This is a genomic window from Adhaeretor mobilis, assembly GCF_007741515.1.
Classification (GTDB): domain Bacteria; phylum Planctomycetota; class Planctomycetia; order Pirellulales; family Lacipirellulaceae; genus Adhaeretor; species Adhaeretor mobilis.
This window is the reverse complement of record NZ_CP036263.1, coordinates 1,923,961-1,946,247: the sequence shown is the minus strand read 5'-3', so window position 1 is coordinate 1,946,247 and position 22,287 is coordinate 1,923,961. Positions and strand designations below refer to the sequence as shown.

The following is a 22,287-nucleotide window of genomic DNA, read 5'->3' as shown; positions in this document are numbered from 1 at the left end:
GGCTTCTAGAGGAAGTTCAACAACGACAACTGCAGGAGATTTGCTGTTGTCTGCAAGGATGCTTGCAGCGAAGTTTGACGTGCCGTGAGTCGTGAGATAGCATCCACCAAATCCACGTCAATCTGTTCAGACAATGCCGCACGTAGTTGGACTTCTTCATCTTCAAGATTGATCTGAGTCACGTTCAGTCCTTGAACGCGAGCACCTGCATTGGCACGTGCGGAAGCGACTTGATCAATGTCGTCGTCGAGCTTGTCTAGTGCGCGACCGATTCCCTGAATGTCTCCGGTCGTGAGCGCTCTCTCGAGACGAACGAGCGTGTTGAATACGCTATCGGCCTCCAGGAATAGTTGGTCATCGCCAGTGAGCGTGCCGGTAGTGCTAACTCGGTCTCCCGTTTCGTCAGTCAGACCGAGGTATTCAGCTGCCTCGCTTCCAAACTCGGAAGTCACCGTTAGGGTGCCCGCACCTGTGGGGTTTTCGTCAACCAACTCGATTCCGTTGCCAGTAGCAGTAAGCTGAGCCCTCAGGGCAACACCAGCGGTATTGTTTGCCGGGTGCGTGTTGATGAGGTCGATCACGTCTCCTACGGAGCTTGCGCTCGATACGTCGAACGTCAATGCTACATCTAGTCCGCCGGTATCTTGCGAAATAATCGTGAAATCATCGCCGTCTTTCGCAGGCACGCCAACACCGTAGTTCAAGCCGCTTAGCTTGGTATCTTCCGTGTACGAACGCACTCCCAGTTGGGTGGCTGTGGTTCCGCCATTCTCGCCGATCTGAAAGTCGGTGCCGCTCCAGCGCGTGCTGATATTAATGCCAGTGCGAGTTTCGTTGAGTTCCGCTCGGAGTCCGTACTCTTCCGCATTGAGTTCGTTGAGCAGTTCAGCAACAGTCTCTGCACCTGTAAAGTTGATGTCGAAGGTATTCCCACCGTTGACCACTCGTAAGCCAGAGGTGAGATCGAGCGACTCTCCACTTCCCCCAGTCGCAATCGTTGCCGTTCCCGTGGTAACAAGTCCGGTGCCCTGCTGAGCGAGGAGCGTCGTGTCGAGTGGATCGGCTTGCGCGGTGAATGTGCCCTCAGTATTAATGGCAGTCACCACCTGGTTAGCCGTGGTGGCATTCTTCTGCACGTGGACATACAACGTATTCGCGTCGCCACCACTCTTGCCAGTATCGCCCACTACGTTAGCAATGTTTGTCGGGTCGAGTAACGCGGCCCCATCAAAAGCACCTTCCACGCTGTTGTCGTGTGTCGCTGTAAACTGGCCCGTACCATCGATGGCATTGACCACTTCCTGAGCAGTAGTCGCCCCTGCATCGTCGATCGTAATCGTGAGGCGTTTGTTGATTGAGTCGTAGTTAGCTAACGCCGAATTCCCTAAGCCAGCTTGCCCATTGATGAATATCTTCACATCGTTGAAAGCAGAGCCCGGCGTGTTGGCCGTGACGATCAGGTCGTCACCCGCTCCGTTCAAACGAAGCGAGGCACTGGAAGCTCGTGCGTTGGTGTCGAAGTCTGCGAATTCACTTCCCGCACCTACGCCCGCTGACGCGAGTAGGAGATCGTCGTCAACGAGCTGAATCGAGGCACCATTGAGCAAAGCCCCATTCACGCTAGCTTCCAACAGAATGTCGTTATTGTCACCCGGAGAGATCAATCGTGCAGAAGCCTTCGCACCGAGCAAGTCGTCCAGTCGGGTTGTCTGCCGGAGTACAGGGTTCAGATCGCCACCTACGATGGGAGCCACACCGACTCCCGTGACTTCGAGGATGCCTAGCTCGCTCGCCGTTCGACCGCCGACGAACTCCGAGATCGTAAGATTGCCTCCTCCTTCCGAGTCAATTTGCACGCTCAGGCCGGTGGCGTTGAAGCTTGCGCTCACCTTGCGCCCATCCGGCGGACTGGCTTCAATCAGCCGAACGACATCTCCGATGGTCGAAGCACTACTAAGATCGACGACCGAAATGTTAGTGCCATCCGACACGGCAATCGAGCCGTTGGGAGTAATGCCGCGCCCTTCCCGCAGACTGCTCAACGGCGTGTTAGCGGTGAGCTGAGGATTCAGATCCGTGCTGCCCACTACTTGTGATGAGAAGCCGCCGAAGACTTGCGAGCCTGCCGAATTGCTGGAAAACAGCACATCGATATCAGAATAATTTTGCAGCTCCCCGCCATCCCCCTGATAGGCGACAAAATCGTCAATTCGCTCAAAGGGCAGTGAGCTAGTCTGGGCCCCGGCGAACAGATATCGACCACGAAAATTGGTATTCGCTGACTGTAGGATCCCTTGGATATCCTGGCGAAGAAGTGTGGCTACGCTATCACGTTCGCTTTGCGTGACATCGGTCCCCGCAACGCCCAAGGCCTCCCCGCGGATTTTGATCAGACTGTCCGAGACAGAATTGAGTGTTGCGTCCGTACTCTCTAGAAAGCTGCGCCCGGTGCTAATATTGGTATCCAGCTGCTCCTTGCGTTCAATCAACCGCTGCAAAGTTATCGCCCGCAAGGCCGCGGGGGCGTCGTCGCTCGGCAAATTGATCCGACGACCAGTACTTATCTGATTCTGAACCTGAAACAGTGCAAGCTGATCGGCTTGCAACTGCTGCACCAAACGCTGCTGAGCAAGAATGCCCGGAGCACGCGTCGTCGGAATAGGAATCGAGCCGGCCATAGTTCAAGAGAGAAAGCGGAAGGATGGAGGTGGAATTAATACAACTTGCTCGTGAGAGCCGGGTCGTCCTGGTCCCGGATAATGCTAACTTAAATATTGATCAATACGTCCAACAACTCCGACAGCGTCGATAAGTACCGCGCCGAAGCCTGATAAGTTCTTTGCAACAGGATCATGTCAATCGCTTCTTCATCGATATTCACGCCGCTCAACGATTGCACGCTGGCATCGAGTGTTGCCTCAAAGTTACGTAGCCCGTCGGCTACAGCGCTAGCAACGGTCGATCCTTGCGTAGTGCTGTTAATGAGTTGGTCATAGAGGTCAGTAACAGTGTTGCCTTCGTACGACTCTAGCCCCTGATACTGAAATGCTCCCAATGCCACGGAATTCCCGGTGCCATCGCCAATCCCCTCGTTCGACGCCGCGAATTTGGAAGCATCGTTCTGCAACTCTTGGTTCACGCCCAGAGTCGCCGCACTATCTCCTGTAAAGAAGGTATTGATGCCCAGCGAGGCTAAGGCTCCGCTCGTGTCGTTACTGAACCCGAGTTCCACATCTGCCGAATCGGCTGATAGACGGAGTTTGTTCTCGACGGTAACCTCAGCCGTTACACCCTCAATCGCGTCGATCTTAGCGGCTAGTGTTGTCAGAGTGTCATCGCCGTCGAGCCCATTGAGATCAACCTGAATCGTGTGCGGCGTCGACTGGCCATTGATTCCGGCCTCTTTGTTATGAAGTAGCAGATCGAAGCTACCATTCACCGGTGCGAAAGTGAGCCCCGCTTCATCTAGAACGAATCCAGCGTCAGAAACCGCTTCTGTGCCGGTGACCGTACGAAAGCCGCTTATGCCCTGCCCGCTGGAAAACTGCTTGTTAAACTCGTTGGCCAGCGCGCCAGCAAAACGGTCCAGCTGGCCAAGGAACTCACCCACAATACCATCGCGCGCTTGATAGATGCCATGGAGCTCGCCGCCGGAGACTTGAAGATCGCTACCATCTTGCACGAACTCAAGCTTCGCTTGAAGCTGTCCATCAGCGGTGGAATAGTCTACCTGCACTTTGGAGCGAGTTCCCTCGAACACTAAGAACTGCCCGCCCACAGAAAGATTGACCAGTCCCGAGGCTCCCTCAGTCACATGCAAGTCCACAATCTCAGAGAGGCGCGACAAGGCAGATTGCCTTTGGCTACGTAAACCGCCAGCCTCGGTATTGCCAGCCTCGCCACCCTCGATAGTTACGATATTGAGGTTTAACTGGCGAACCTCTTCGGCGAGCGTGTTCACCTCACTCGCCAAATCCTCAACCTGTTGGTTAAAATCGTTGCCGAGCACGGAGACGCGACGGTGGAGATTTGCAATTTTTGTGGTGAGCGTGACGCCCTGCTCTACGACTAGTTCTCGAACCGGGACGGAGTCTTCCCCGGAGACATTATCGATACTGTTGAAAAAGTTCGAGAGCTCGGTACTGATGTCGGTATCAGACAATTCGCCAAGTATGGCCTCAATGTCGCGATACACCTTCTCTTGAATGTCCGCGCTTGCCCGATCGCCACTCGCATCTCGGAGGCGATCGACGGCAAAGCGGTCGATCTGTTGGACAATGGCGTCCACCTCCACACCCAGGCCGAGCGTGAGCTTTCCGATTTGCTGTGTGGGAGCGGGCGAGAAGATCGCCTTCTCGCGCACGTATCCCGGCGTGTTCGCATTAGCAATATTGTTGCCAACCACCTGCAAACCGATTTGCATGGCGTTGAGCGCATTGCCTGCAAGCTGGATGGAACCGAACAGCGACATCGTTGCCAACGAAATGGTGAGAAAAGAAAAGCCTGAAACACGTCAACGGGTAAGCTAGACGGTCAGACGGCCCGGTCCATTAGCGATCCGCTATTGGCCTGTGGCACGCCCTTCGCCAAGGTCGACCCATTGTCATAAGTCGGCTTACTACGGCCTCCAGTAGCGACAATTTCCAACATCTGGGACAAATGCAGCACAGTTCGCTGGACCACAACCCACTGGGCAAGACACTCATGACGAATAAGTTGCGACCTTTTTTTGGCTGCTGCTAGCGGTTCAACTAAGGCAGCGGAAGCCTCGCTTGGCAACGATTGACTCGCCTCAGCAAGCGTTTTTCCGGTAAGTCCCTCACCAGCCGCCCGCGTCAGCAACGCTTCGCGCGCTTGATGGCATGCGGCTAATTCGACCCCGAGGGCCGCTTCTTCCGGCGCTAGCGATGCTAGCGCTTCGTGATCCTGCCGCTGAAGCATTTCACGCTTGCTAGCAAGTAAGTCGAGCAGCCCGGTTTGAGCCGTCGAGAGCCGTTCGATGAGACCGGCGACTGCGGTGTCCCAAGTTGTCTCAGCAGGTGGAGTAGCGTTGTCAGATTCGGTCACGGTCGTTGTTTGCCTATGGCGTTGAGAATCGAAAATGATTGGTGCGTTATCGTTTAGCGACGACGTAGTGCGGACAAATCAGTAAGGTCCGACTTATTCTGTTCTTCCGCAGCAGCCAGTAGTTCTGCTTGCTCGGGGAATTGGTGTCGGAACATGGGGTCTGCGATGCGATCCGAGCTGGCGACTGTCATATGGTCAGCTAGAGTTTGATCAAGCTGCCCACGAAATACTTCTTCCGCACGCCCACCGTCGAAGTACGCCGGCTTGCCAACACTCGATCGCATGGACTTCATCAACTGGCCAAAAAAAGTCTTCCCGATGAAATCGCCATAGGCCTGCTTCAACTCTTGAGCCCGCTCTAAGCCCTGGTCGCCCTTGCTAGCAGAATCTACAGTCGTCGCACGTAGCGGCTTGACGGAAGATAATTGCGTTGGGTTGATTTCCATGATGCTGCTTAGTTAATTGATTTGGCTTTTCTTCACTCTGACGACCTATCTGGGTCGGGGACGCCCCGGTTCGTTATTGCATAATCAACTGCCCGTGCAGTTTGCCGTTGCGTTCGATGCCCGTAATGATGTCGATAACGTCTTCCGCAGGGACTTTCAGGGAATCAAGAGCGGTGACTAACGCGTCAAGCCGCGTGTTGGGAGCTTGCTCGTCGCCTATCGCCTCGAAGCGGGCCTGCTCGGTGACTTCGATCACCACGTTCTTGTGTGATACGACTACCTCACCGATGGTAACATCGCCACTAATCACTATGCTGCCTGTGCGAGCGTTGATCACTACGCGAGCTTCAGGCTCTGGGGAGTACACGTTGATATCCAACAAGTCTGCCAGAAACGTAACGGGCTCAGTGCGATACTGTACTGGAATTTGCACGACGATGTTCGCCGCGTTTACCGCTTGGGCCATCTCTTCGTTCTCGTCGGAGAAGCTGCGACGAACCGACTCAACGACTTCCGTGGCCGTTTGGAAGTTGGCGTGGTGACGATCAAGAATCAGCGTGATGTAACCATCTTGCTTAAAGGGTGTAAACACGTCCGCTTCCATCTGACAGCCGTTGTGGATACGACCGACAAGTGGTTGTGCCGCATCGTCCAGTTGAATATCTCCTCCACACAACGCATAAACGCGACGGTCGCGTGTGTTTGGGCCTTGCAGGGCAGCGAATGCCAGATGGCCACCAGCGAGGCTCTTGCCGCTGATCGCACTCAAGTGGCAATCCAACTTGTCGCCGCTACGTGCGCCAGTTGCAGGCACGGTTGCGGTGACCATCACGATTGCTACATTCTTGATCTTTGATAAATCGCTCTTGCCGTTGGCGGTGAGAGCCACTTCGGGAACCGGGCTGCCCATGATTTCCATCGCACGAGCAAGTGCCCGCATGGTAGCCGGATCGGCCGCGTCCCCCGTGCCATTGAGGCCCGTCACAAGACCTAACCCACGCAACACGTTCTCTTCTTGCCCCTTCACGCGGCAAATGTTTCTGAGGGCGGTACGTGCTTCTACTTGCTCAGTGAAAAAACTGAGTGACAGCAAAGCGATACAGAGTGCAACTAACGACGATTTCTTAGACATGTGAGTCTCGTGTAAAGATCAGCTATAAAAACTAGCGACTTGCGCCCAATTACCAGCACCCAACTAAAACGGTTTATAAGTGTCGTACCATCGTGAGAACCATCCGCGTGCGTAGCCGTCGCGAACTTGGCCCATCTCCTTCTTCACGATGTTCATGTCCGCGATCGCATCGCTAGTGACGGTTCTGTCAGCCTGAATCGTTTCGCGACGGACCTCACCAGTGAGCGAGATTCGCCAATGCTCTTCGTTGTTCTGAATGTTCCAGTGCGCCTCAATCACCAAGTTGCCGTTGGGACGAATGTCCACGATCTTGGCGGCAATGCGAAAGGTCAGCGAGTCACGAAGTTCCACATCGCTTTCGGCACGGTACTGGCTGTTGTAAGTACCACCGACCGAGGGATCGCCGCTTGCCTGCGAAGCACTTTGGATGGACTTGCCGTCGAAGCGGATCCAGTCAGTAAGCACTGCCAATAGGCTAGAAGTTTTACGACTCTCAGCGTCACCTTCGCTTAGCATGCGCGTGTTGTAGTCGACGATCACCGTGATGATGTCGTTCTTCTGCAGCTCGCGTGGGCGAGCGGAGGGAGGAAGCTCTTTGAAAATGAACGAAGAGTCCTGCACCGTCAGCGGCTGCTGGCCGCCACCTTGATTAAAAAGGCTGGCGTCTTGAGCTGTGGCCGCGTTGTTGGAAAACAACAGGCTGAGCAACAATGCCAGGGCAGTTGGTTTAAGCGTACTGATCATGGTATTCACTGGGTTACGTGTGTTTCTGACTATCGAATGACTGTCTTCGATTGCGTCGCGGGACGATTGCGTAGAGCAAGATCGCCTGCGTTCACTCCGGTGGCAAACACTTCTAATTCGCGGTGACCAGTGACTCGTGCGGCATACCGGTCGTCGCCGTCGAGAGTTTCCACGCGAACCAAATCGCCCTGAGCACCGTGCTGCTGGGCAACGCCTAGCGTGCGAACCAGAACTCCGCCCGTGCGGGCGAATACGGTTACTGTTTCGCCCCGTTCCACGAGCCGTGGAGCGACGAGTTGACCTGCCGATAACAACGTGTCTGCTCGCAACGGCTGCCGTGCTTCCATGCCAACCACGGCATCAACTGATTTACAAGCGTTCGATGGCAGGCGATTCTGAGTGACTCGCAATTCTACATCGCCAGGCCCAACGATCATGCCGCGTTCGATGTTGTGCACCACGAACAGAGCCATCTCGTTGCGACGAACAGTTGCTGGGACGATGTGAGATTGCTCGCCCGTAAATAGCTCGAAAGTTTGGCGACCGATCCAAGGTGCTTTTCCGCCCCGAATGCTTGGTGTGCCACGCAGGCGTGAAATCTTTTGCAAAGTGTCTCCCCCCAGAGAGAGCTGCACTTCCCAATGGTCGTAGCCCGATTGCTGAGTGAGGTAAGCGGTGAGGTCCGCTTGCAGATTTTCGCGAAGCTCTAATGGCGAAAGTCGCTCGCTACGATCAAGACCGATATTCGCGGGAGCATCTCCGATCGAGATGCGACTGGCCCCGAGGAAGACCACGCCGCGAAGATCAACTCCACGGCTGAGCAGCAAGTCACGGATTTGAGCCGTCCTCAAAAACACCTGTTGGCCAGTCGGGGGGGACGGCATGAGAGGCGTCGTTGCTAGTTCGCTGCGACGAGCAGGCGTTGCCGCGTGAATGTCGGCCACATCGCCCAACAGTAATACGCTACCTTCCGGTGCGGCGAATTCCCGTAGTCTGACTTCGGCACCTGTGGCAGTAGCCACCGAGAATGCCACGACGAGGGCGTATGTCAGAATGGTAAGGGCAGTGTGTTTCATAAAATCAGTCGGTGAACAGTTGGTAGGAGGTTAGCGGCTCAGCTCATGATTAACGACGAAGTTGCGTAGCGACTTGCATGATTTGGTCACCCGCTTGCACGACTTGTGAATTCAGCTCGAATGCTCGTTGCGTGGTAATCAGATCGATGAGCTCTTGAACTGGCTCGACATTGGAGGCTTCCAGAGCGCCCTGCTGGATAACACCGAAACCAGCCGTACCAGGATTGGATTCAATCGGGCTGCCCGAGGCGGCCGTTTCCTTGTAGAGGTTGTCACCCATTTTCAGCAGACCGTCCGGATCGATAAAGTTGGTGAACGTGATTTGGCCCGCGTTGTTTAAACCGGGAGCATCCGAGGTGCTGTACTGGACGTTGCCGTCGGAGCTCACGACGACATTGGTCGCGTTGTCAGGAATGTTGACGTTTGGCTCAAGAATCCATCCGGTATTCGCCGAGCCAAGCACCAACTGACCATTTGCATTGAGACCGAAGTTGCCTGCACGCGTGTAAAGCGAACCGCCGTTGGGATCCTGCACCTTGAAGAAGCCGCGTCCTTCAATTGCGAAGTCCAGCGGGTTATTGGTCGTTTGAGCCGAGCCTTGCCCGTAATTGGTTTGCGTGCTGGAAACACGGGTACCAAGACCAACCTCAATGCCTGTGGACGTAATGCTACCATCCGCATCGACTGCACCAGGGGCACGGTACTGGCGGTAGAAGAGGTCCTCGAAGTTCGCACGGTCTTTCTTGAAGGCCGTGGTGTTGATATTTGCCATATTATTGGCAATAACGTCGAGCTTTGTTTCCAAAGCATCCATGCCAGTGGCGGCAGTATAAAGTGTTTGTACGCTCATGTTATTGTCCTTAGTTGCGAGCCGGCTCGTCCCGAGCCCGTCCATACTTAACTATGTTGTTTGGTTTTACGAGTTCGACAGCACGCGACTCAGCAACCCGCTGATCATGCTGTCTTGGTGTTGGATGATTTTCGTGTTTGCCTCGAACGCACGTGACGTTTCGATCATGGCCATCATTTCGCGTGTTGGATTTACGCCAGACTGTTCGAGATAACCCTGGCGAACGTCGCGTCCTGCGACGGGAGTTGTGGGGCCAAGCGAGCGGAACAGATTGCTACCTACCTTCACGAGATCGCCAAGCGATTGTGGCTCGGTCATCCCCAGCAATTTGGAATCGCCTTCTTGGGTGATACGTCCGCCAGAGTCGAGACTCCAAGGACGGGTGCCATCGATCACGATCTCCGCTCCACCTTCGTCGAGCACAGGTAGATTAGTTTGGGTTTGTAGGCGGCCGTTCGCATCGAGCGAGAAGTTCCCGGCCCGCGTGAGATATACTTGCCCGTCGCCGCCGCGGACGTTGAAGAAGCCTTCGCCATTGATAGCAAAGTCGGTGGGCGTATCGGTTTGCCGGATGCCGCCGCGAGAGAAGTCGGTCTCCGTACTGATCATCTTGACGCCGCCACCGACGTCGTTCTGCGATCCGCTACCTGGGTAGTCAGTTCCGTCCTGAATCGCTTCAGCGAAACGCGACTGGAACATCGGCACGTCCCGCTTGAAGCCGGGAGTTTCGACGTTCGCCAGATTATTGGCGATAACTTCCAGGCGTTGGGCCTGCACGCGGGCACCTTCGCCCGAGATGTACATTCCGTATGGCATGAGAAGAGTCAGTGGATCGCAGGTAGCCCCCCTGCGTTCAGTGACGGTCTTTCTATGCACGCCGCATGCCAAATCGGGGCGAATTACACCCGTCGCATACTTTGCCCCTGTTTCAAAGGCCTACAAAGCGAACTCCATTTCGCCGCCCCGCTTGCGGAGCGCTACACACCGGCAGAATTCGCCGCTAGCATTTCTTGTGATCGGCGAATGTTGCCACTTGAGAGTACGAGCGGCAAGAATTGCAGCACCCAACACGAGACACCAGCGGGCCGTTGGCTCGCGGCTATTTTCATTGCCGCTTGCGGCTTAGTCGCTAACCCGAGCATCCCTAATGATGTCTGCCGCCCCAAGATCGAGCAATTGTTCTGCCGCAATGCGACCCAGTTCCTCAGCTTGCCCCGGTCTGCCGGAGGTGCTAGCACGCAGGACCTCGGTACCATCCAAACTCGCCACCAAACCATCCAGCTTGAGCTGAGGTTGCTCGTCGTCATCCATTTCAAGCCGGCCCCACGCAGCAATGGGAGCGGAGCACCCACCATCCAGCACAGCAAGCATGGTTCGTTCTGCGGTGGTCGCCCGATGGGTCTCCTCGTGATCGAGTAGGGACAGTGCCGCGATAACTCCTTCGTCGTCGGCCCGACACTCCAGCCCCAAAGCACCCTGCCCTGGCGCAGGCAGCATGGTTGGTGGATTGAGGAGTTCGGTGATGCGGTCTTTCCAGCCCAAACGGGTGAGCCCCGCAGCTGCCAGCACGATGGCGTCGTACTCGCCGTCGTCGAGCTTGCGGAGCCGTGTATCGACATTGCCACGGATCCCCACGACATTAAGATCGTGACGAGCCGCCAACAACTGGGCTTGGCGACGCGTGCTACCTGTGCCTATCTTCGCACCGGCTGGGAGTTCGGAGAGCCTACCCGCACTGCTTACGAGCGCATCAGCCGGGTTAGCCCGTCGTGGCACGGCTGCGAGCCTTAAACCGGCGATCGTTTCCGTGGGCAAGTCCTTCAGGCTATGAACCGCGATATCCACTTCTCCAGCTAGCAGCGCGGACTGAATTTCCTTCGTGAATACACCTTGCAAACCGAGCGAAGCGACCGAGCCGCTCTGTTGGGTATCGCCTTGAGTGCTGATCTCCACGATTTCAGCGGCGTGACCATGTTTCTTCAGCTCAGCCGCAACCCAGTCACTCTGCCAGCGGGCCAGCTTGCTAGCGCGTGTGCCGATTCGCAACGGCGAGTCGCTTTGGAAGAGAGAGGCTGACATAGCTGCTAGCTCCCCGCTTCGGTGATCGAGCGTGAGGCTTCATGCGCTGCGATTGCCTGGCTTACTTGGTTTGTCGGGACGACCACTCCACAGCTCACAATAAACTGGAACGCCTGATCGATCGTGAGGTTCAAGTCGACCGCTTCGCTTTTCTTAACCGTCACGGTATAGCCCGTGAAGGGCATGGGTGAAGTGGGTATCAACACAGAGAGTACCGGCTCGTTGGCGGCGCAACTGATGTCCAACAGGCTTTCGCCGGTAACCATACCAAGCGACCAAATGCCCTTGCGAGGATACTCGATGGCGATCACCCGGGTGTACTCGATCTCTCGTTCACTGAACATGAAGTCAGTGACCTGCTTGACCGACGAATAAACGTTTCGCACGATCGGTAGCCGATTAATGACCCGCTCGCACTGCATCCAAAAGAACCGGCCTACACCGGCTGCCATGAACCGACCGAGCAGGTAGAGAATCAGCAAAAAGAGCAGCAGGAAGATCGGGATGACGATGTGCCGACGCAGAAACTTCTGATCGACGTACACTTCATAAATCTTTGCAGCGGTCTCGGGCATCGCTTTCCCGCCACGCAGTCGCTTCACAAAGTCATAGTGGTGCTCGGGAATGAATTTCCCTTCGGGCGTGCGCTTGTAGAGAATATCTCCGACAAGCACCTGTCCGCTGTTGTCGATAGAAGCATCCTTAGGCAGCTCTGTTTCCGTAACGATGTTCTTTTCGAATTGGCGATTCAATGCCCAGCGGGTAGAGTTTTCCAGCGGCAGCAATAGATAATTGGCTACCGTGTTCAAGATCCACAAGAAGATTACGATCGTCAGCAGCGGCGGCAGCAGCACGGCTAATCCGCGCACCACCGCTCGGCGAAACGGGTCCATGGGCCGTTTCTTGCCGTCGGGCAGGTTCTTCAGTGCTAGGTCTTTGGCTTCCATCGGCCCCTATTCTCGCAATACCCGCCCATCATACAAGGCGAACCCTTAGGGAAGCGGCTGTTTTCCGACGAGTTTATCCCTCAACCCATGTCGAGTGTGCGGCCCATAACGAACGCCGAAACCTTGCCGATCCCTGCCCGTTTCAAAACTCGGGCCGTTTCGTCTGCCGTGGCGCCTGTAGTAAGGACGTCGTCTACGAGCAAAACGTGCCCCAGGCTTCCGACGTGACCCTGCCGCACAAGGATTTCGCCGCGAACATTCTTGATCCTTGCCGGCCGGCTCAATCCCGCCTGGGCCGGTGTATTGCTCTTACGTTTCAGCAGCCGCGAGGCAACTGGGACTTTCAGCTTTCTGGCCAGAGCTCCCGCTAGGGCATGCGGGACACTCACCCCGCGCTGAAGCTGCCTCAGGGGATGGGTCGGCACCGTGGCAATCGCATCGACCTTTAAATCACGAAGTTGTGCCCCACATGCCCGCCAGGCAAGATCGACTAAATTGTGAGCCAGCAATCGTCGCGTGTCGGTCTTCATCCGCAGGATGAGATCTCGCAATAAGCCGTCGTAGGGCCCAACGGCAACTGTTCGGTCTATTCGCAATGCCTGCTTTTGGCAAACGCCGCAATCGAGCCGCACTCCATGTACCTCAGGCACGCGCGATGCGCATCGCGGGCAGATCGGTTCCTCCAGCAGAATGAGCGACTCTCGACAGGACTCACAAAACATGCCACCCAGCTGCTGCCAAGTGACGTTCGAAAGATCGGCTTCGCAGGCGAGACAGGTCGGCGGGAACACCAAGTCGAGCGCACGACCGCGCAAATCTTGCAGCCAAGCTGGGAGACAATCGACGATGGAGGAAATTGGTGGCATTCGGCGGGGGGGGGTGCTAGCAGTTTAGATTCTACTCGATTGAAATACCTGCGCCAAAATGCCGTTTCCTTCGCTGGGGCCGATAGGTACTCTTCGACGAGTATGTTTATCCTCACTCGCTATCTTCTGCGGCAGTTCGTACAAATCTTTGCGATCTGCTTCTTGAGCCTCACCGGGCTCTACATTGTGATAGACGCCTTTGGGCATCTCGATCACTTCTCCTCGCATGCCAAAGAACATGGCAGCCTGATTGCTATCGTTGCTGAGTATTATGCGTATCGAAGTCTCGACTTCTTTGATCGCACCAGCGGCATCTTGGCCATGATTGCCGCGATGTTTACGGTCACTTGGCTGCAACGGCACCATGAAATGACTGCCATGTTGGCGGCAGGGATCTCGAAGTTTCGGATACTACGTCCACTGATCGTCTCCGTAGGAGTAGTGAGCCTGTGCGCCGCCGCGAACCGAGAATGGGTGATTCCGCAGGTCCGCGATCAGCTCACTCGCGACAGTAAGGACTTGGGCGGCGTGAGTGCTCGTTCCTTGGAAGCCCGTTTCGATAGCCAAACGGACATCTTGATTGGTGGCGAGAAAGTCGTGGTCGCTGAGCAGCGAATCTTGCGGCCCACGTTCATTCTCGAAGGAGATCTCGCCAAATACGGACGCCGCCTCGTTGCAGAGAGTGCAGTCTACGCCCCTGCTGAGGGTACGCGGCCATCAGGATACTTCCTGAGAAACGTCTCCACTCCCAAACACATTGCTGAGAAGGCGTCGTTGTACCTAGAGGAAAAGCCTATCATCGTCACCCCGCGCGATGCTTCTTGGTTGAAAGAAGACGAGCTATTTGTCGCTTCCGAACTGTCATTCACGATGCTAGCTAACGGATCAACGTGGCGGAATTATTCCTCGACTACTGAACTCATCGCGGAGCTGAGTCATCCCAGCACCGACCTGGGCCCGGACGTGCAAGTAGCCGTCCATTCACGAGCCGTGCAACCGTTGCTGGATGGCACCTTACTCATGCTCGGGCTACCGTTGATGTTCTCCCGACGCAATCGCAACGTGTTCCTCTCGATTGGCATCTGCCTGGTCGTTGCCACGCTGTTCTTTCTGGCGACCATCGCCTGCCGCTCGCTCGGCGATCTCGGCATGGTTCGCCCGGCGCTGGCCGCTTGGGCACCGCTGTTGGTTTTCATCCCTGTCGCTGCTGCGATGAGCCAGACGTTGCGAACTTAAACCGAAAACCGGAGAAGCCACCACCTGGCACGCTGAAAACCGGGGCGCGGAAGCGTTCCGGCCAGTGGTTTTCGGTTGCGGGGGTTGAACTACAGGGCTTGGCTTGCGATGTTGTGTGATTACCGCCATGCAAATTGCCCCGTCCTTTTGGAGCCCGCTATGAAGACCGCCACGTTCACCACCAACAAGGGTGAGATCCGCCTCGAACTTTTCGCCGAGCAAACCCCCAAGACCGTGGCGAACTTCGAAAAGCTGGCCAATGACGGGTTCTATGACGGTTTGAATTTTCATCGCGTCATCGAGGACTTCATGGTTCAAGGTGGTTGCCCACAAGGCACCGGTACCGGAGGACCTGGGTACTCCTTCGAGGACGAATTTGTCCCCGAGTTGAAGCACGACGCACCGGGGGTCCTTTCCATGGCTAACTCCGGCCCCAACACTAACGGGTCGCAGTTTTTCATCACGCATGTGCCCACGCCTTGGCTAGACGGCAAACATACCGTGTTTGGCAAAGTGCTGGGCGATGGTCAAGAAGTCGTCAATGCGATCGAACAAGGCGACAAGATTGAGACGCTCGTCATTTCTGACGAGTAAAAGTGCTGCCGAGAAACTGCGGGGGGATTATAAAAGAAGTTGCTCCGGCACAGCATTACTGGTTTGCTGTTGCAGTCGCAGCAAGTCTGCGCGATGGAGCACACCTAGGGGGCGACGGTCTTCCACGACAACTACCTGGGCTGTTTGAGTGCGCGTCATGAACTCGCGCACCAGGTCCACGGTGCCGTCGCTAGGAAATGCCATCGCAGTGCGTTCCACAATCTCCTCGACGGTGCCGCACCAAGCGCCGTCACCAGGAATGGCTTGCAGCAACTCTTTCTCCGTTACGACGCCCACAAATCGCCCGGCGTCATCAACAACGGGCAGCGCTTGCATGCGTTGATCGAGTAGTTCATTGGCAGCATCGGCGATTTCATCGCTCAATAACAAGCAACGAATCGGTGGAAATGACAAATCGGCTAGCGTCATTTTCGGGTTATCCAACGACTCCCCATCGATCACCTGTTGCGCTGTCTGCTCGTCGCGTAGGGAAGAGAACGCGGTAACGCGATTCCGTCCGCTCTGCTTTGAGGCGAGGAGCGCCTGGTCTGCTTGGTCGATAAGACCTTCTAGCAATTTCAATTCGCTGGAAGCTTGAGCGACACCAAGGCTAGCAGTGAGTTGTAAGTCTTGCCGTTCGGTGCGAATGACCCGATTTTGCAATGAAGAACGTACTCGGTCCGCCCAGCCGAAGGCGGCGCGTTCGTCGGTATCTACGAGCACAACACAAAACTCTTCGCCGCCAAAGCGGCACACAAGGTCACCGGCTCGCGACTCATGCAGTAGCAAGCTCGCTACGGAGCGCAAGGCTTCGTCGCCTGCCGGATGGCCGTAGGTATCGTTGACGTGCTTGAAGAAGTCAATGTCCAGCATCGCGCAACTTACCGCATAGCTATCAGAGACTCTGCGCTGCTGAATCCGTTGCAGGTGTTGCAGGAATGCGCGGCGATTCAATAACCCGGTCAATGGATCGACTTGGGCGGCATGCTTGAGCTCAGACACACCTTCTCGGAGACGTGTCTCGGTGAGTTTTCTCTCGATGGAGTAAGAGATCGCTTTGACCGCCGACTCGGTTGATAGCTCGGCCTTCGAGAGATAGTCCTGAGCCCCTGCCTTGACAGCTTCAAGAGCAATATTGTCATCGACAAGGCCAGAGAGTATTACGACTGGTGCCTTCGGGTCTGCTTCCTGAATGGCCGCGAGATTGCTGAGACCTTGGCCGTCTGGCAAACCTAAGTCGAGTAGGACAACATCGAAGCTCGCCTCCCGTAGACACTTCACGGCCAGCGAAAGGGTTTTAGTCTGCTTAATACGAAATGCCATCGCCGAGCCGTCAAGCGCGCGCTCAACCGATTGCATATCGACTGAGTCGTCTTCAACAACCAAGACAGTGATGGCGTGTTCTGAGTTCAAATTGATTGTTCACACGACCTGGGAGCGTGCTAATCTCTTCCAGAGTTGCGAATCATGGAGTATTGCGATTCTGAGAAAGCTGGACTTCTATCCTTGGCCCACCACACACTCAATCGCTCACTAGCGGTGTATCAAGGATTTCAATGTAATTAGACAACTCGCCACGCAGTTGATCGAAGCGAACCGGCTTGTTGAAGTAGGCCACCGCACCCAACGCCATGAGGCGTCGCTGAATGTTGCGATCTTTGTTCCCGGTCAGCATGACAACGGGAATATCGGCTGTGACCGGATTCTCTTTCAAACGTCTCAACACATAGTCGCCGTGACCGTTGGGCATCTCGAAATCAAGAATAATGGCCCGAGCAGGTTGAGCAAACGCTGTGCGATACCCTTCCATGCCATCGAAGGCCCGCACGACGGCAACGCCGTGCGATTCCAGTCGGCACCGCAGTGCGTCGGTAAAGTCGGCATCGTCGTCGATGCAAAGTACCCAAGGTGGCGTTTCTTCTTGCCCAGAGTCGTAGGTCTGAAACTCGGCCTCATCCTCACCTAACTCAGAACCAAGCATGGCGAACACGCTGTCTAGCAGAAGCTCTTGATCTGCTTCAATCGTTGCTGCACTAGCGACTTCAGGCTCGGCGTCACTCTGTTTTGGTGCCAACGGAAGTGGGAGAACAATGCGAGTCGCTGCCAAGTCGACTTTGGGTAAATTGGCTTTGGGCGATTGTGCCTTGGATGTAGTCTGCGGCGAATCCCCAGCTACCTGCTGTAACAATGGCAACAAGGTTTCCCACACATTCATCGACTTAGGAATCAGTGGTGCGTTCAAACGGCGTGCGGAGTCTTGAGTTTCGGCTGTGGCATTGCCGGTGATCAGAATTCGCGGAATATGAGCCGTGGAATGATCGTTTGCAAGCATCTCACAAAAGCCAATACCGTTGCCGGTGGGCATTTGCACATCGACGCAAACGACATCGGGACGCTGCTTCTCGACCTGACCCAGAGCAGTTAAGAGGTTGCGAGCGGTAAACACTTGCATACCAACGCTACGGCAGCGAGCGCCAATTGCTTGCAGGGCATCATCGTCATCGTCGACGAGAAGTATTTTTTTGTTTTCTAACATGGGAACACTCTTTGATCGCTAGTGCAGGGGCCTTAATAAGAAGGTAGCTCAGGAAACGCACTCTAGTAGAAGCTCTTCTGTTTCAGTTGCTTTTGCTTGGGACTGCTGATCCATTGATGACTTAATGGCGGACAGCACTTCATGGGACTCGTAGGGCTTCTGTACAAAGAAGTTGGCGCCGCTCTCTAAGGCACCATGCTGGTCGCGGATACTCGCTGAGAGCATGACGATGGGCGTGTTTTTAGTGAGCGGGTTCTGGCGCAGCTCTCGCAACACGGTGAGGCCATCCTTTTTGGGCATGCATACGTCCAGCACGACCGCGTCGGGGCGATTCGCAACGGCTGCGTTGTACCCAGCCTCTCCGTCGTAGGCGGCTGTAACCTCGTAGCCAGCGGCTTCCAAACGTAGGCTTAAGCAGCGGCTAACGTCTTCGTTGTCGTCAACCACTAAAACGGTACGGTGATCGCTCGTCGGTTCACTCGTCTCCTGATGTCGTTCGGTATTGAGTCCGTTGAGTGCCGCCTGGCGAAGTTCGAAATGGCATTCAGGCATTGGCAGAACCCGATCAAGTTCAAAACGAATGCCAGGGAGTTCGACCCCTGGACAATTGCGCTTAAATGCACTCCAGTCACCCTCGATTTTTGCGAGCGTATCCTTGAGTTCACTCTCGGTGCTTTCCTTGGCGATCAGCCACTGCTGATCTGTTGACCGCACAGCAAGGTCGCCACCGCAGACGGCACGCTGCAGGAATTCATCAACAACCGCTTCGGACTGCTTGGCCATGACTCCTTCAGCGCGAGCACGCACCAGGGCGATCGAAGTGCCTTCAGTGCGTTTCGATTCAATCCTTTCCAGATAGCGGTCAACAATCGCCGCAAGATCATTCGTCGGCAGCGTAAAAGTGAAAGTACTGCCTATCCCAATCTGACTCTGCACATCCATTTCGCCCAGATTCAAATAGACTAGCTCGCGGGCAATGCTCAAACCGAGGCCAAAGCCTTTGGTGCTGGAGTGAATACCCGAGTCGACCTGTCGGAAACGGCCAAAGATGCTGCTGAGATTTTCTTGACTGATACCAGAACCCGTGTCAGTAACACCGAGCACGATCTCTGCCTGATCGGCATTGCTCTTCGCCCAGATCTTCACCGATCCGCTCGAGGGTGTAAATTTAATGGCATTGATCGCTAGGTTGATCAACACACGACGGGCCTTTTCTTCGTCACAGAACGCTTCCGGCAAGTCAGCAGGAATGTCTATGGTGAACTCGATGCCACGCGCTTTCGCCCGACTGGCAATGATTCCTTCGACATTACGAACCAGCTCTTCCACAGCGCAAGGGCGTCGCCACACGGCCAATAGGCCAGCTTCCAGTTTGCTGATGTCGAGCATGTCATCGACCATCAGCGAAAGATCGTCCGTGCGGTAAATCACTTTCTCCAAGTGCTCCGCCTGACGCTCCGTGACGGGTCCATCCAGTCCATCGCGAACGATGGAGGTAAACTCGCGAATCACCGTTAGTGGTGTGCGGAACTCATGCGACACATTGTCCACAAACTGTTGGGCCGTCTTATAGAGCTGATTCAATCGGCGGTTTTTTTCGCTCAGCATCGTGTTGGCCGACTGCAACTCTACCAGTAGTTGTTGGCGACGCATCGTGTACTGAATCGAACGTGATAGCGTCTCAGCTCGAATATCACTCTTGCAGATAAAGTCGGCAGCGCCTTCGGCCAGCATCTGCAAGGCAGCTTCCTCATCATCGAGCCCGGTGAGCACTATCACAGGAGTCTTGGAGACCGTTAACTCGCACAATCGGCGAAGTGTATCCGGGCCGGAAGACTCGGGCAGATTGAGATCCAGCAGAATCACGTCGTACTCGAAGCTGCCCAACCGTGATTTTGCTTGGCGCATGCTGGCGGCATGATCGATATCGTAGTGACGACCTCCGATCCGTGATAGCGACTCACGAGTGATAAAGGCATCGCCTGTATCGTCATCGATTAGCAGGATCCGCGTTTCAGTAGTTATCATCTCAATTGCCTTGAGCGTTGGGTTTGGGGGTTACAACCGTGCGACGCGTAGTGAACACGGCCAGCCCAGAAAGGCTAGCAGTGACTGGTCGCTGGAACGGTTGCGCATCAGTGTTCCTCTCATTGAGGAACAGGGCATCGCAATTGCCTCCGAAACGGCATTCCGTGTGGCCTAGCGAATCTTCAAGGCGGGCTGGGAGTCGATTCGCTCTTCTGGCAAACGTAGCTCATAAAGAGCAAAAAACAGTCTTTTCACGAGGGACAAGCCAATAATAGGAGAACCCACTGCTCAGGCGGAGGTGTCTGAGAGCTTGCGAAGTGGAATAACCGTTACGAGCGGAAGAGATGCCATCCCCTACTTTTTGCAGAAACTTCAGCGAGGGGGGGAAGAACCGTCCAAGGAACGCAACGGTTGTTGCGTCGCGCAGCTACTAGGGTAGAGATCCTGCGAGGCTACCACTGTCCCCGCAGCGACATTGAGTCATCCTTGCGAGGCAACTCAGCGCCCAAGCCTGTAGCGGTCCAAGGCAGCGCGAAATTCATCAGGAGACACACCACCGCTGTTGTCCTTGTCTGCCTGAGCGAACCCCTTCTTAAGCACCGTGGGAGCTTCTTCGAGTGAAATCTCGCCGTCTCCGTTCTTATCCGTGCGGAGGAAGATTCGGCTGACGCGTTTCTTCGCCGTCGCGCTGGGCAAACGAAGTTCTGACTCAGGGAGTGCGACAGGCGCGTCCACGGGCACAGAAATCAGGAAGTAGCCGATCATCATTTCGTCCCAACTTTGGTCCCCCCAGCGCACGGTGACATCCGGATTGGGATTGCTTAGATTGGCCGTGGAGTTGTCGTAATGCGCCACAGCATGGATTCGAGATCCTTTAGGCATGGGAATTCCCTGAGACAGACGGTACTCAGTCTGCCAGTTGAAATCGTAGTGGGGCACGTTCAGCAAAACCTGCTTGCTACCATCCGGTAAGATCGCCTCGTAGCGGAACGATTTGCCGCGAAGATGCAAGTGAGGCGACATCGAGAGCAGTTCGGCATCCCATGGAACGCTGCGCGAGCCAGCCTCCACGCGGTAGTTGCTATCTCCTGGAGGTATCGCGAATCGGTTGGTAATTGCACTCGAAGAGATTGCCCGACGAGTCACATCCTTGCGATCGATAAAGACCAAACCGATCTTGCTTTGATCGAATTGCACCGAGCCGATGGGCGTGTAGTGAACCTGGAAGATCAGCTTCGATCCCGCGGGCAACAATTTTGCGGTGCCAGCTGGGAGCATCTTCGCCCTGAGGCCTGGCACGTAGCCCGCAAAAAACCCTCTACCAGCGCCCGATGTGCGGAGATCGCCCGGCGGGAGCACGAAAGCCAAAATGTGATGGACCACTGCTCGATTTCCGGGAAGAATTTCGACCCCCGATACCCATTTATCCTCATCGAAGTCTAGGTTCGCTTGGAACCACTGGTATTTCACTTCACCTTCAGCCCGAACCCGGAAAGGTTCTTTCTGGATCGTGTAGACGGCATCGGGGGATTGTGGCAACTGCCAACCCGTGACAAACTCTCGCGGCTCTGGGAGATCGTCCGGATCGCCTTGCGGCGCGCCATCTTCAACCCATTGGTAGATGGCTTGTCGCTCCTCGTCGGAGAGGTGACGATCGTTCGTGAAATCACCATGAGCCGGATCTGCGTGCCAGGGGGGCATACGTTGCTCGCGCACCACTTCCTCGATCATTTCCGCCCAGCCAGCAACTTCATCATAATCTTCTAGTGCGAATGGCGCGATGTCTCCCTCGCGATGGCATTCGACACAGCGATTCTGAAAAATGTGAGCAATGCGATTGGAGTAAGTGATTTCCGCGTCGGCCACTGGCTCGCGCTGTCGTCCGATTTTACATCCTACGGCAGTTGTCTTTGGCGTTGAAACCGATTTGCCGGCCAGCAGTTCGTCGAGGGCTATGGCAAGATCTTGCCGTTCCGGTGCGTCTCGCACGTAGCCAACACCATATTGGTCGTCGATACGACCGCTGTATCGAATCTTGCGATCTTGGTCCAGCACAAATACCTGCGGTGTGCGTTCGGCCTGCATCAAGTCGGCCACTTGATTGCCCACATCTTTGAGTATTGGAAAATCAATCTGGTGAATGCGCGCATAGGCAGCAAGCTCGGTAATCGAATCCTGAAGATTAGCGTTGATCGCAAGAAACGACACGCCACGCGATGCGTACTTCTTCCGCAACTCGACCAAGCGCGGACCATAAAGTTTAGCGAGTGGGCACTCGGTCCCCAAATAGGCAACGACCACCAGCTGCTCTTCTATTTCACTCAAACTGTGAGCTCTCCCACGGAAGTCTTTTAGAGTGAATGACTCGATCTGTTCGGGCGTGGCAATCTGCTTCTCAGCGGCTTCACAAGGTGCGACTAAAGCAAACCCGAATGAAAAAACGAGTACCGTTGAAACTAGGAACCTCATAGGATTCTCCTCAAACGATTGAGACATGCTGGGCTCTCGTCGGCCTTTTCTGCCTAGCCCCGGCTGGCTAACGCCCACTTTTTCTGCCATCAGAGCAGTGTTCCAATCATAGCAGTTTCGAGAAGAAGTGAAGAGCGGGAAGCCGGATGAAAGAAAAAACACGTACCATCAACTTGCCACAACCTAGCCAATCGCTTGCGATTGGGAGGCTCAGAAG

General features: G+C 55.3%; 18 protein-coding genes. 2 read left to right on the top strand and 16 right to left on the bottom strand.

The window, feature by feature from the left end; translation table 11 throughout:
- Positions 1 to 5: 5 nt before the first annotated feature.
- From HG15A2_RS07615 to HG15A2_RS07560, 12 genes are all read right to left on the bottom strand, one after another.
- Positions 6 to 2,678: a flagellin N-terminal helical domain-containing protein gene (locus tag HG15A2_RS07615; RefSeq protein WP_145059376.1), complete on the bottom strand. Its 2,673-nt coding sequence runs from the start codon at positions 2,676 to 2,678 to the stop codon at positions 6 to 8.
- 89 nt (positions 2,679 to 2,767) lie between these two features.
- Positions 2,768 to 4,471 carry a flagellar hook-associated protein FlgK gene (flgK, locus tag HG15A2_RS07610; RefSeq protein WP_145059374.1) on the bottom strand — a complete coding sequence of 568 codons (1,704 nt, stop codon included), beginning with the start codon at positions 4,469 to 4,471 and terminating at the stop codon, positions 2,768 to 2,770.
- Positions 4,472 to 4,533: 62 nt separating this feature from the next.
- A complete protein-coding gene (gene flgN, locus HG15A2_RS07605) occupies positions 4,534 to 5,067 on the bottom strand; it encodes a flagellar export chaperone FlgN (RefSeq protein WP_218932396.1) in 534 nt (177 codons plus the stop codon).
- Positions 5,068 to 5,120: 53 nt separating this feature from the next.
- Positions 5,121 to 5,513 carry a rod-binding protein gene (locus tag HG15A2_RS07600; protein WP_145059370.1) on the bottom strand — a complete coding sequence of 131 codons (393 nt, stop codon included), beginning with the start codon at positions 5,511 to 5,513 and terminating at the stop codon, positions 5,121 to 5,123.
- 73 nt (positions 5,514 to 5,586) lie between these two features.
- Positions 5,587 to 6,645, bottom strand: coding sequence for a flagellar basal body P-ring protein FlgI (locus HG15A2_RS07595; RefSeq protein ID WP_145059368.1), 1,059 nt, complete (start codon positions 6,643 to 6,645; stop codon positions 5,587 to 5,589).
- A 63-nt stretch (positions 6,646 to 6,708) separates the two neighbouring features.
- Complete coding sequence (locus HG15A2_RS07590) at positions 6,709 to 7,389, bottom strand: flagellar basal body L-ring protein FlgH (RefSeq protein ID WP_145059366.1); 681 nt, start codon at positions 7,387 to 7,389, stop codon at positions 6,709 to 6,711.
- 29 nt (positions 7,390 to 7,418) lie between these two features.
- A complete protein-coding gene (flgA, locus tag HG15A2_RS07585; protein WP_145059364.1) occupies positions 7,419 to 8,465 on the bottom strand; it encodes a flagellar basal body P-ring formation chaperone FlgA in 1,047 nt (348 codons plus the stop codon).
- A 49-nt stretch (positions 8,466 to 8,514) separates the two neighbouring features.
- Complete coding sequence (gene flgG / locus HG15A2_RS07580; RefSeq protein ID WP_145059362.1) at positions 8,515 to 9,315, bottom strand: flagellar basal-body rod protein FlgG; 801 nt, start codon at positions 9,313 to 9,315, stop codon at positions 8,515 to 8,517.
- A 66-nt stretch (positions 9,316 to 9,381) separates the two neighbouring features.
- Positions 9,382 to 10,131 (bottom strand): flagellar hook-basal body protein, encoded by a 750-nt coding sequence (locus HG15A2_RS07575; RefSeq protein ID WP_145059360.1) that lies wholly within the window; start codon positions 10,129 to 10,131, stop codon positions 9,382 to 9,384.
- Between the two features lie 306 nt (positions 10,132 to 10,437).
- Positions 10,438 to 11,394: a hydroxymethylbilane synthase gene (hemC, locus tag HG15A2_RS07570; protein ID WP_145059358.1), complete on the bottom strand. Its 957-nt coding sequence runs from the start codon at positions 11,392 to 11,394 to the stop codon at positions 10,438 to 10,440.
- A 5-nt stretch (positions 11,395 to 11,399) separates the two neighbouring features.
- Positions 11,400 to 12,341: a DUF502 domain-containing protein gene (locus HG15A2_RS07565; RefSeq protein WP_145059356.1), complete on the bottom strand. Its 942-nt coding sequence runs from the start codon at positions 12,339 to 12,341 to the stop codon at positions 11,400 to 11,402.
- Between the two features lie 80 nt (positions 12,342 to 12,421).
- Positions 12,422 to 13,207 (bottom strand): ComF family protein, encoded by a 786-nt coding sequence (locus HG15A2_RS07560; protein ID WP_145059354.1) that lies wholly within the window; start codon positions 13,205 to 13,207, stop codon positions 12,422 to 12,424.
- 102 nt (positions 13,208 to 13,309) lie between these two features.
- Between HG15A2_RS07560 and HG15A2_RS07555 the strand changes: the two genes are divergently transcribed.
- The gene (locus HG15A2_RS07555) at positions 13,310 to 14,443 is read left to right on the top strand and encodes an LptF/LptG family permease (protein WP_218932395.1); all 1,134 of its coding nucleotides are present in this window, start codon (positions 13,310 to 13,312) and stop codon (positions 14,441 to 14,443) included.
- Positions 14,444 to 14,602: 159 nt separating this feature from the next.
- On the top strand, positions 14,603 to 15,037 hold the full coding sequence (locus HG15A2_RS07550) for a peptidylprolyl isomerase (RefSeq protein WP_145059350.1): 435 nt from the start codon (positions 14,603 to 14,605) through the stop codon (positions 15,035 to 15,037).
- Between the two features lie 27 nt (positions 15,038 to 15,064).
- On the opposite strand, the gene HG15A2_RS07545 is transcribed toward HG15A2_RS07550, so the two are convergent.
- The 4 genes from HG15A2_RS07545 to HG15A2_RS07530 all read right to left on the bottom strand — a co-directional run bounded on the left by HG15A2_RS07545 (position 15,065) and on the right by HG15A2_RS07530 (position 22,070).
- Entirely contained in the window at positions 15,065 to 16,450 is a 1,386-nt protein-coding gene (locus HG15A2_RS07545; protein ID WP_145059348.1) for a diguanylate cyclase, read from the bottom strand.
- A 109-nt stretch (positions 16,451 to 16,559) separates the two neighbouring features.
- Positions 16,560 to 17,573, bottom strand: a complete 1,014-nt coding sequence (locus HG15A2_RS07540) for a response regulator (RefSeq protein WP_145059346.1) — start codon at positions 17,571 to 17,573, stop codon at positions 16,560 to 16,562.
- Positions 17,574 to 17,621: 48 nt separating this feature from the next.
- Positions 17,622 to 19,601 carry a response regulator gene (locus tag HG15A2_RS07535; RefSeq protein WP_145059344.1) on the bottom strand — a complete coding sequence of 660 codons (1,980 nt, stop codon included), beginning with the start codon at positions 19,599 to 19,601 and terminating at the stop codon, positions 17,622 to 17,624.
- 498 nt (positions 19,602 to 20,099) lie between these two features.
- Complete coding sequence (locus HG15A2_RS07530; protein WP_218932394.1) at positions 20,100 to 22,070, bottom strand: redoxin domain-containing protein; 1,971 nt, start codon at positions 22,068 to 22,070, stop codon at positions 20,100 to 20,102.
- Positions 22,071 to 22,287 lie beyond the last annotated feature (217 nt).

What these genes read in the sequence shown, in the direction of transcription:
- HG15A2_RS07615 (WP_145059376.1), bottom strand. Translation starts at nt 2,678, where the DNA reads ATGGCCGGCTCGATTCCTATTCCGACGACGCGTGCTCCGGGCATTCTT.
- flgK (WP_145059374.1), bottom strand. Translation starts at nt 4,471, where the DNA reads ATGTCGCTGTTCGGTTCCATCCAGCTTGCAGGCAATGCGCTCAACGCC.
- HG15A2_RS07600 (WP_145059370.1), bottom strand. Translation starts at nt 5,513, where the DNA reads ATGGAAATCAACCCAACGCAATTATCTTCCGTCAAGCCGCTACGTGCG.
- HG15A2_RS07595 (WP_145059368.1), bottom strand. Translation starts at nt 6,645, where the DNA reads ATGTCTAAGAAATCGTCGTTAGTTGCACTCTGTATCGCTTTGCTGTCA.
- HG15A2_RS07590 (WP_145059366.1), bottom strand. Translation starts at nt 7,389, where the DNA reads ATGATCAGTACGCTTAAACCAACTGCCCTGGCATTGTTGCTCAGCCTG.
- flgA (WP_145059364.1), bottom strand. Translation starts at nt 8,465, where the DNA reads ATGAAACACACTGCCCTTACCATTCTGACATACGCCCTCGTCGTGGCA.
- flgG (WP_145059362.1), bottom strand. Translation starts at nt 9,315, where the DNA reads ATGAGCGTACAAACACTTTATACTGCCGCCACTGGCATGGATGCTTTG.
- HG15A2_RS07575 (WP_145059360.1), bottom strand. Translation starts at nt 10,131, where the DNA reads ATGCCATACGGAATGTACATCTCGGGCGAAGGTGCCCGCGTGCAGGCC.
- hemC (WP_145059358.1), bottom strand. Translation starts at nt 11,394, where the DNA reads ATGTCAGCCTCTCTCTTCCAAAGCGACTCGCCGTTGCGAATCGGCACA.
- HG15A2_RS07565 (WP_145059356.1), bottom strand. Translation starts at nt 12,341, where the DNA reads ATGGAAGCCAAAGACCTAGCACTGAAGAACCTGCCCGACGGCAAGAAA.
- HG15A2_RS07560 (WP_145059354.1), bottom strand. Translation starts at nt 13,207, where the DNA reads ATGCCACCAATTTCCTCCATCGTCGATTGTCTCCCAGCTTGGCTGCAA.
- HG15A2_RS07555 (WP_218932395.1), top strand. Translation starts at nt 13,310, where the DNA reads ATGTTTATCCTCACTCGCTATCTTCTGCGGCAGTTCGTACAAATCTTT.
- HG15A2_RS07550 (WP_145059350.1), top strand. Translation starts at nt 14,603, where the DNA reads ATGAAGACCGCCACGTTCACCACCAACAAGGGTGAGATCCGCCTCGAA.
- HG15A2_RS07540 (WP_145059346.1), bottom strand. Translation starts at nt 17,573, where the DNA reads ATGTTAGAAAACAAAAAAATACTTCTCGTCGACGATGACGATGATGCC.
- HG15A2_RS07535 (WP_145059344.1), bottom strand. Translation starts at nt 19,601, where the DNA reads ATGATAACTACTGAAACGCGGATCCTGCTAATCGATGACGATACAGGC.
- HG15A2_RS07530 (WP_218932394.1), bottom strand. Translation starts at nt 22,070, where the DNA reads ATGAGGTTCCTAGTTTCAACGGTACTCGTTTTTTCATTCGGGTTTGCT.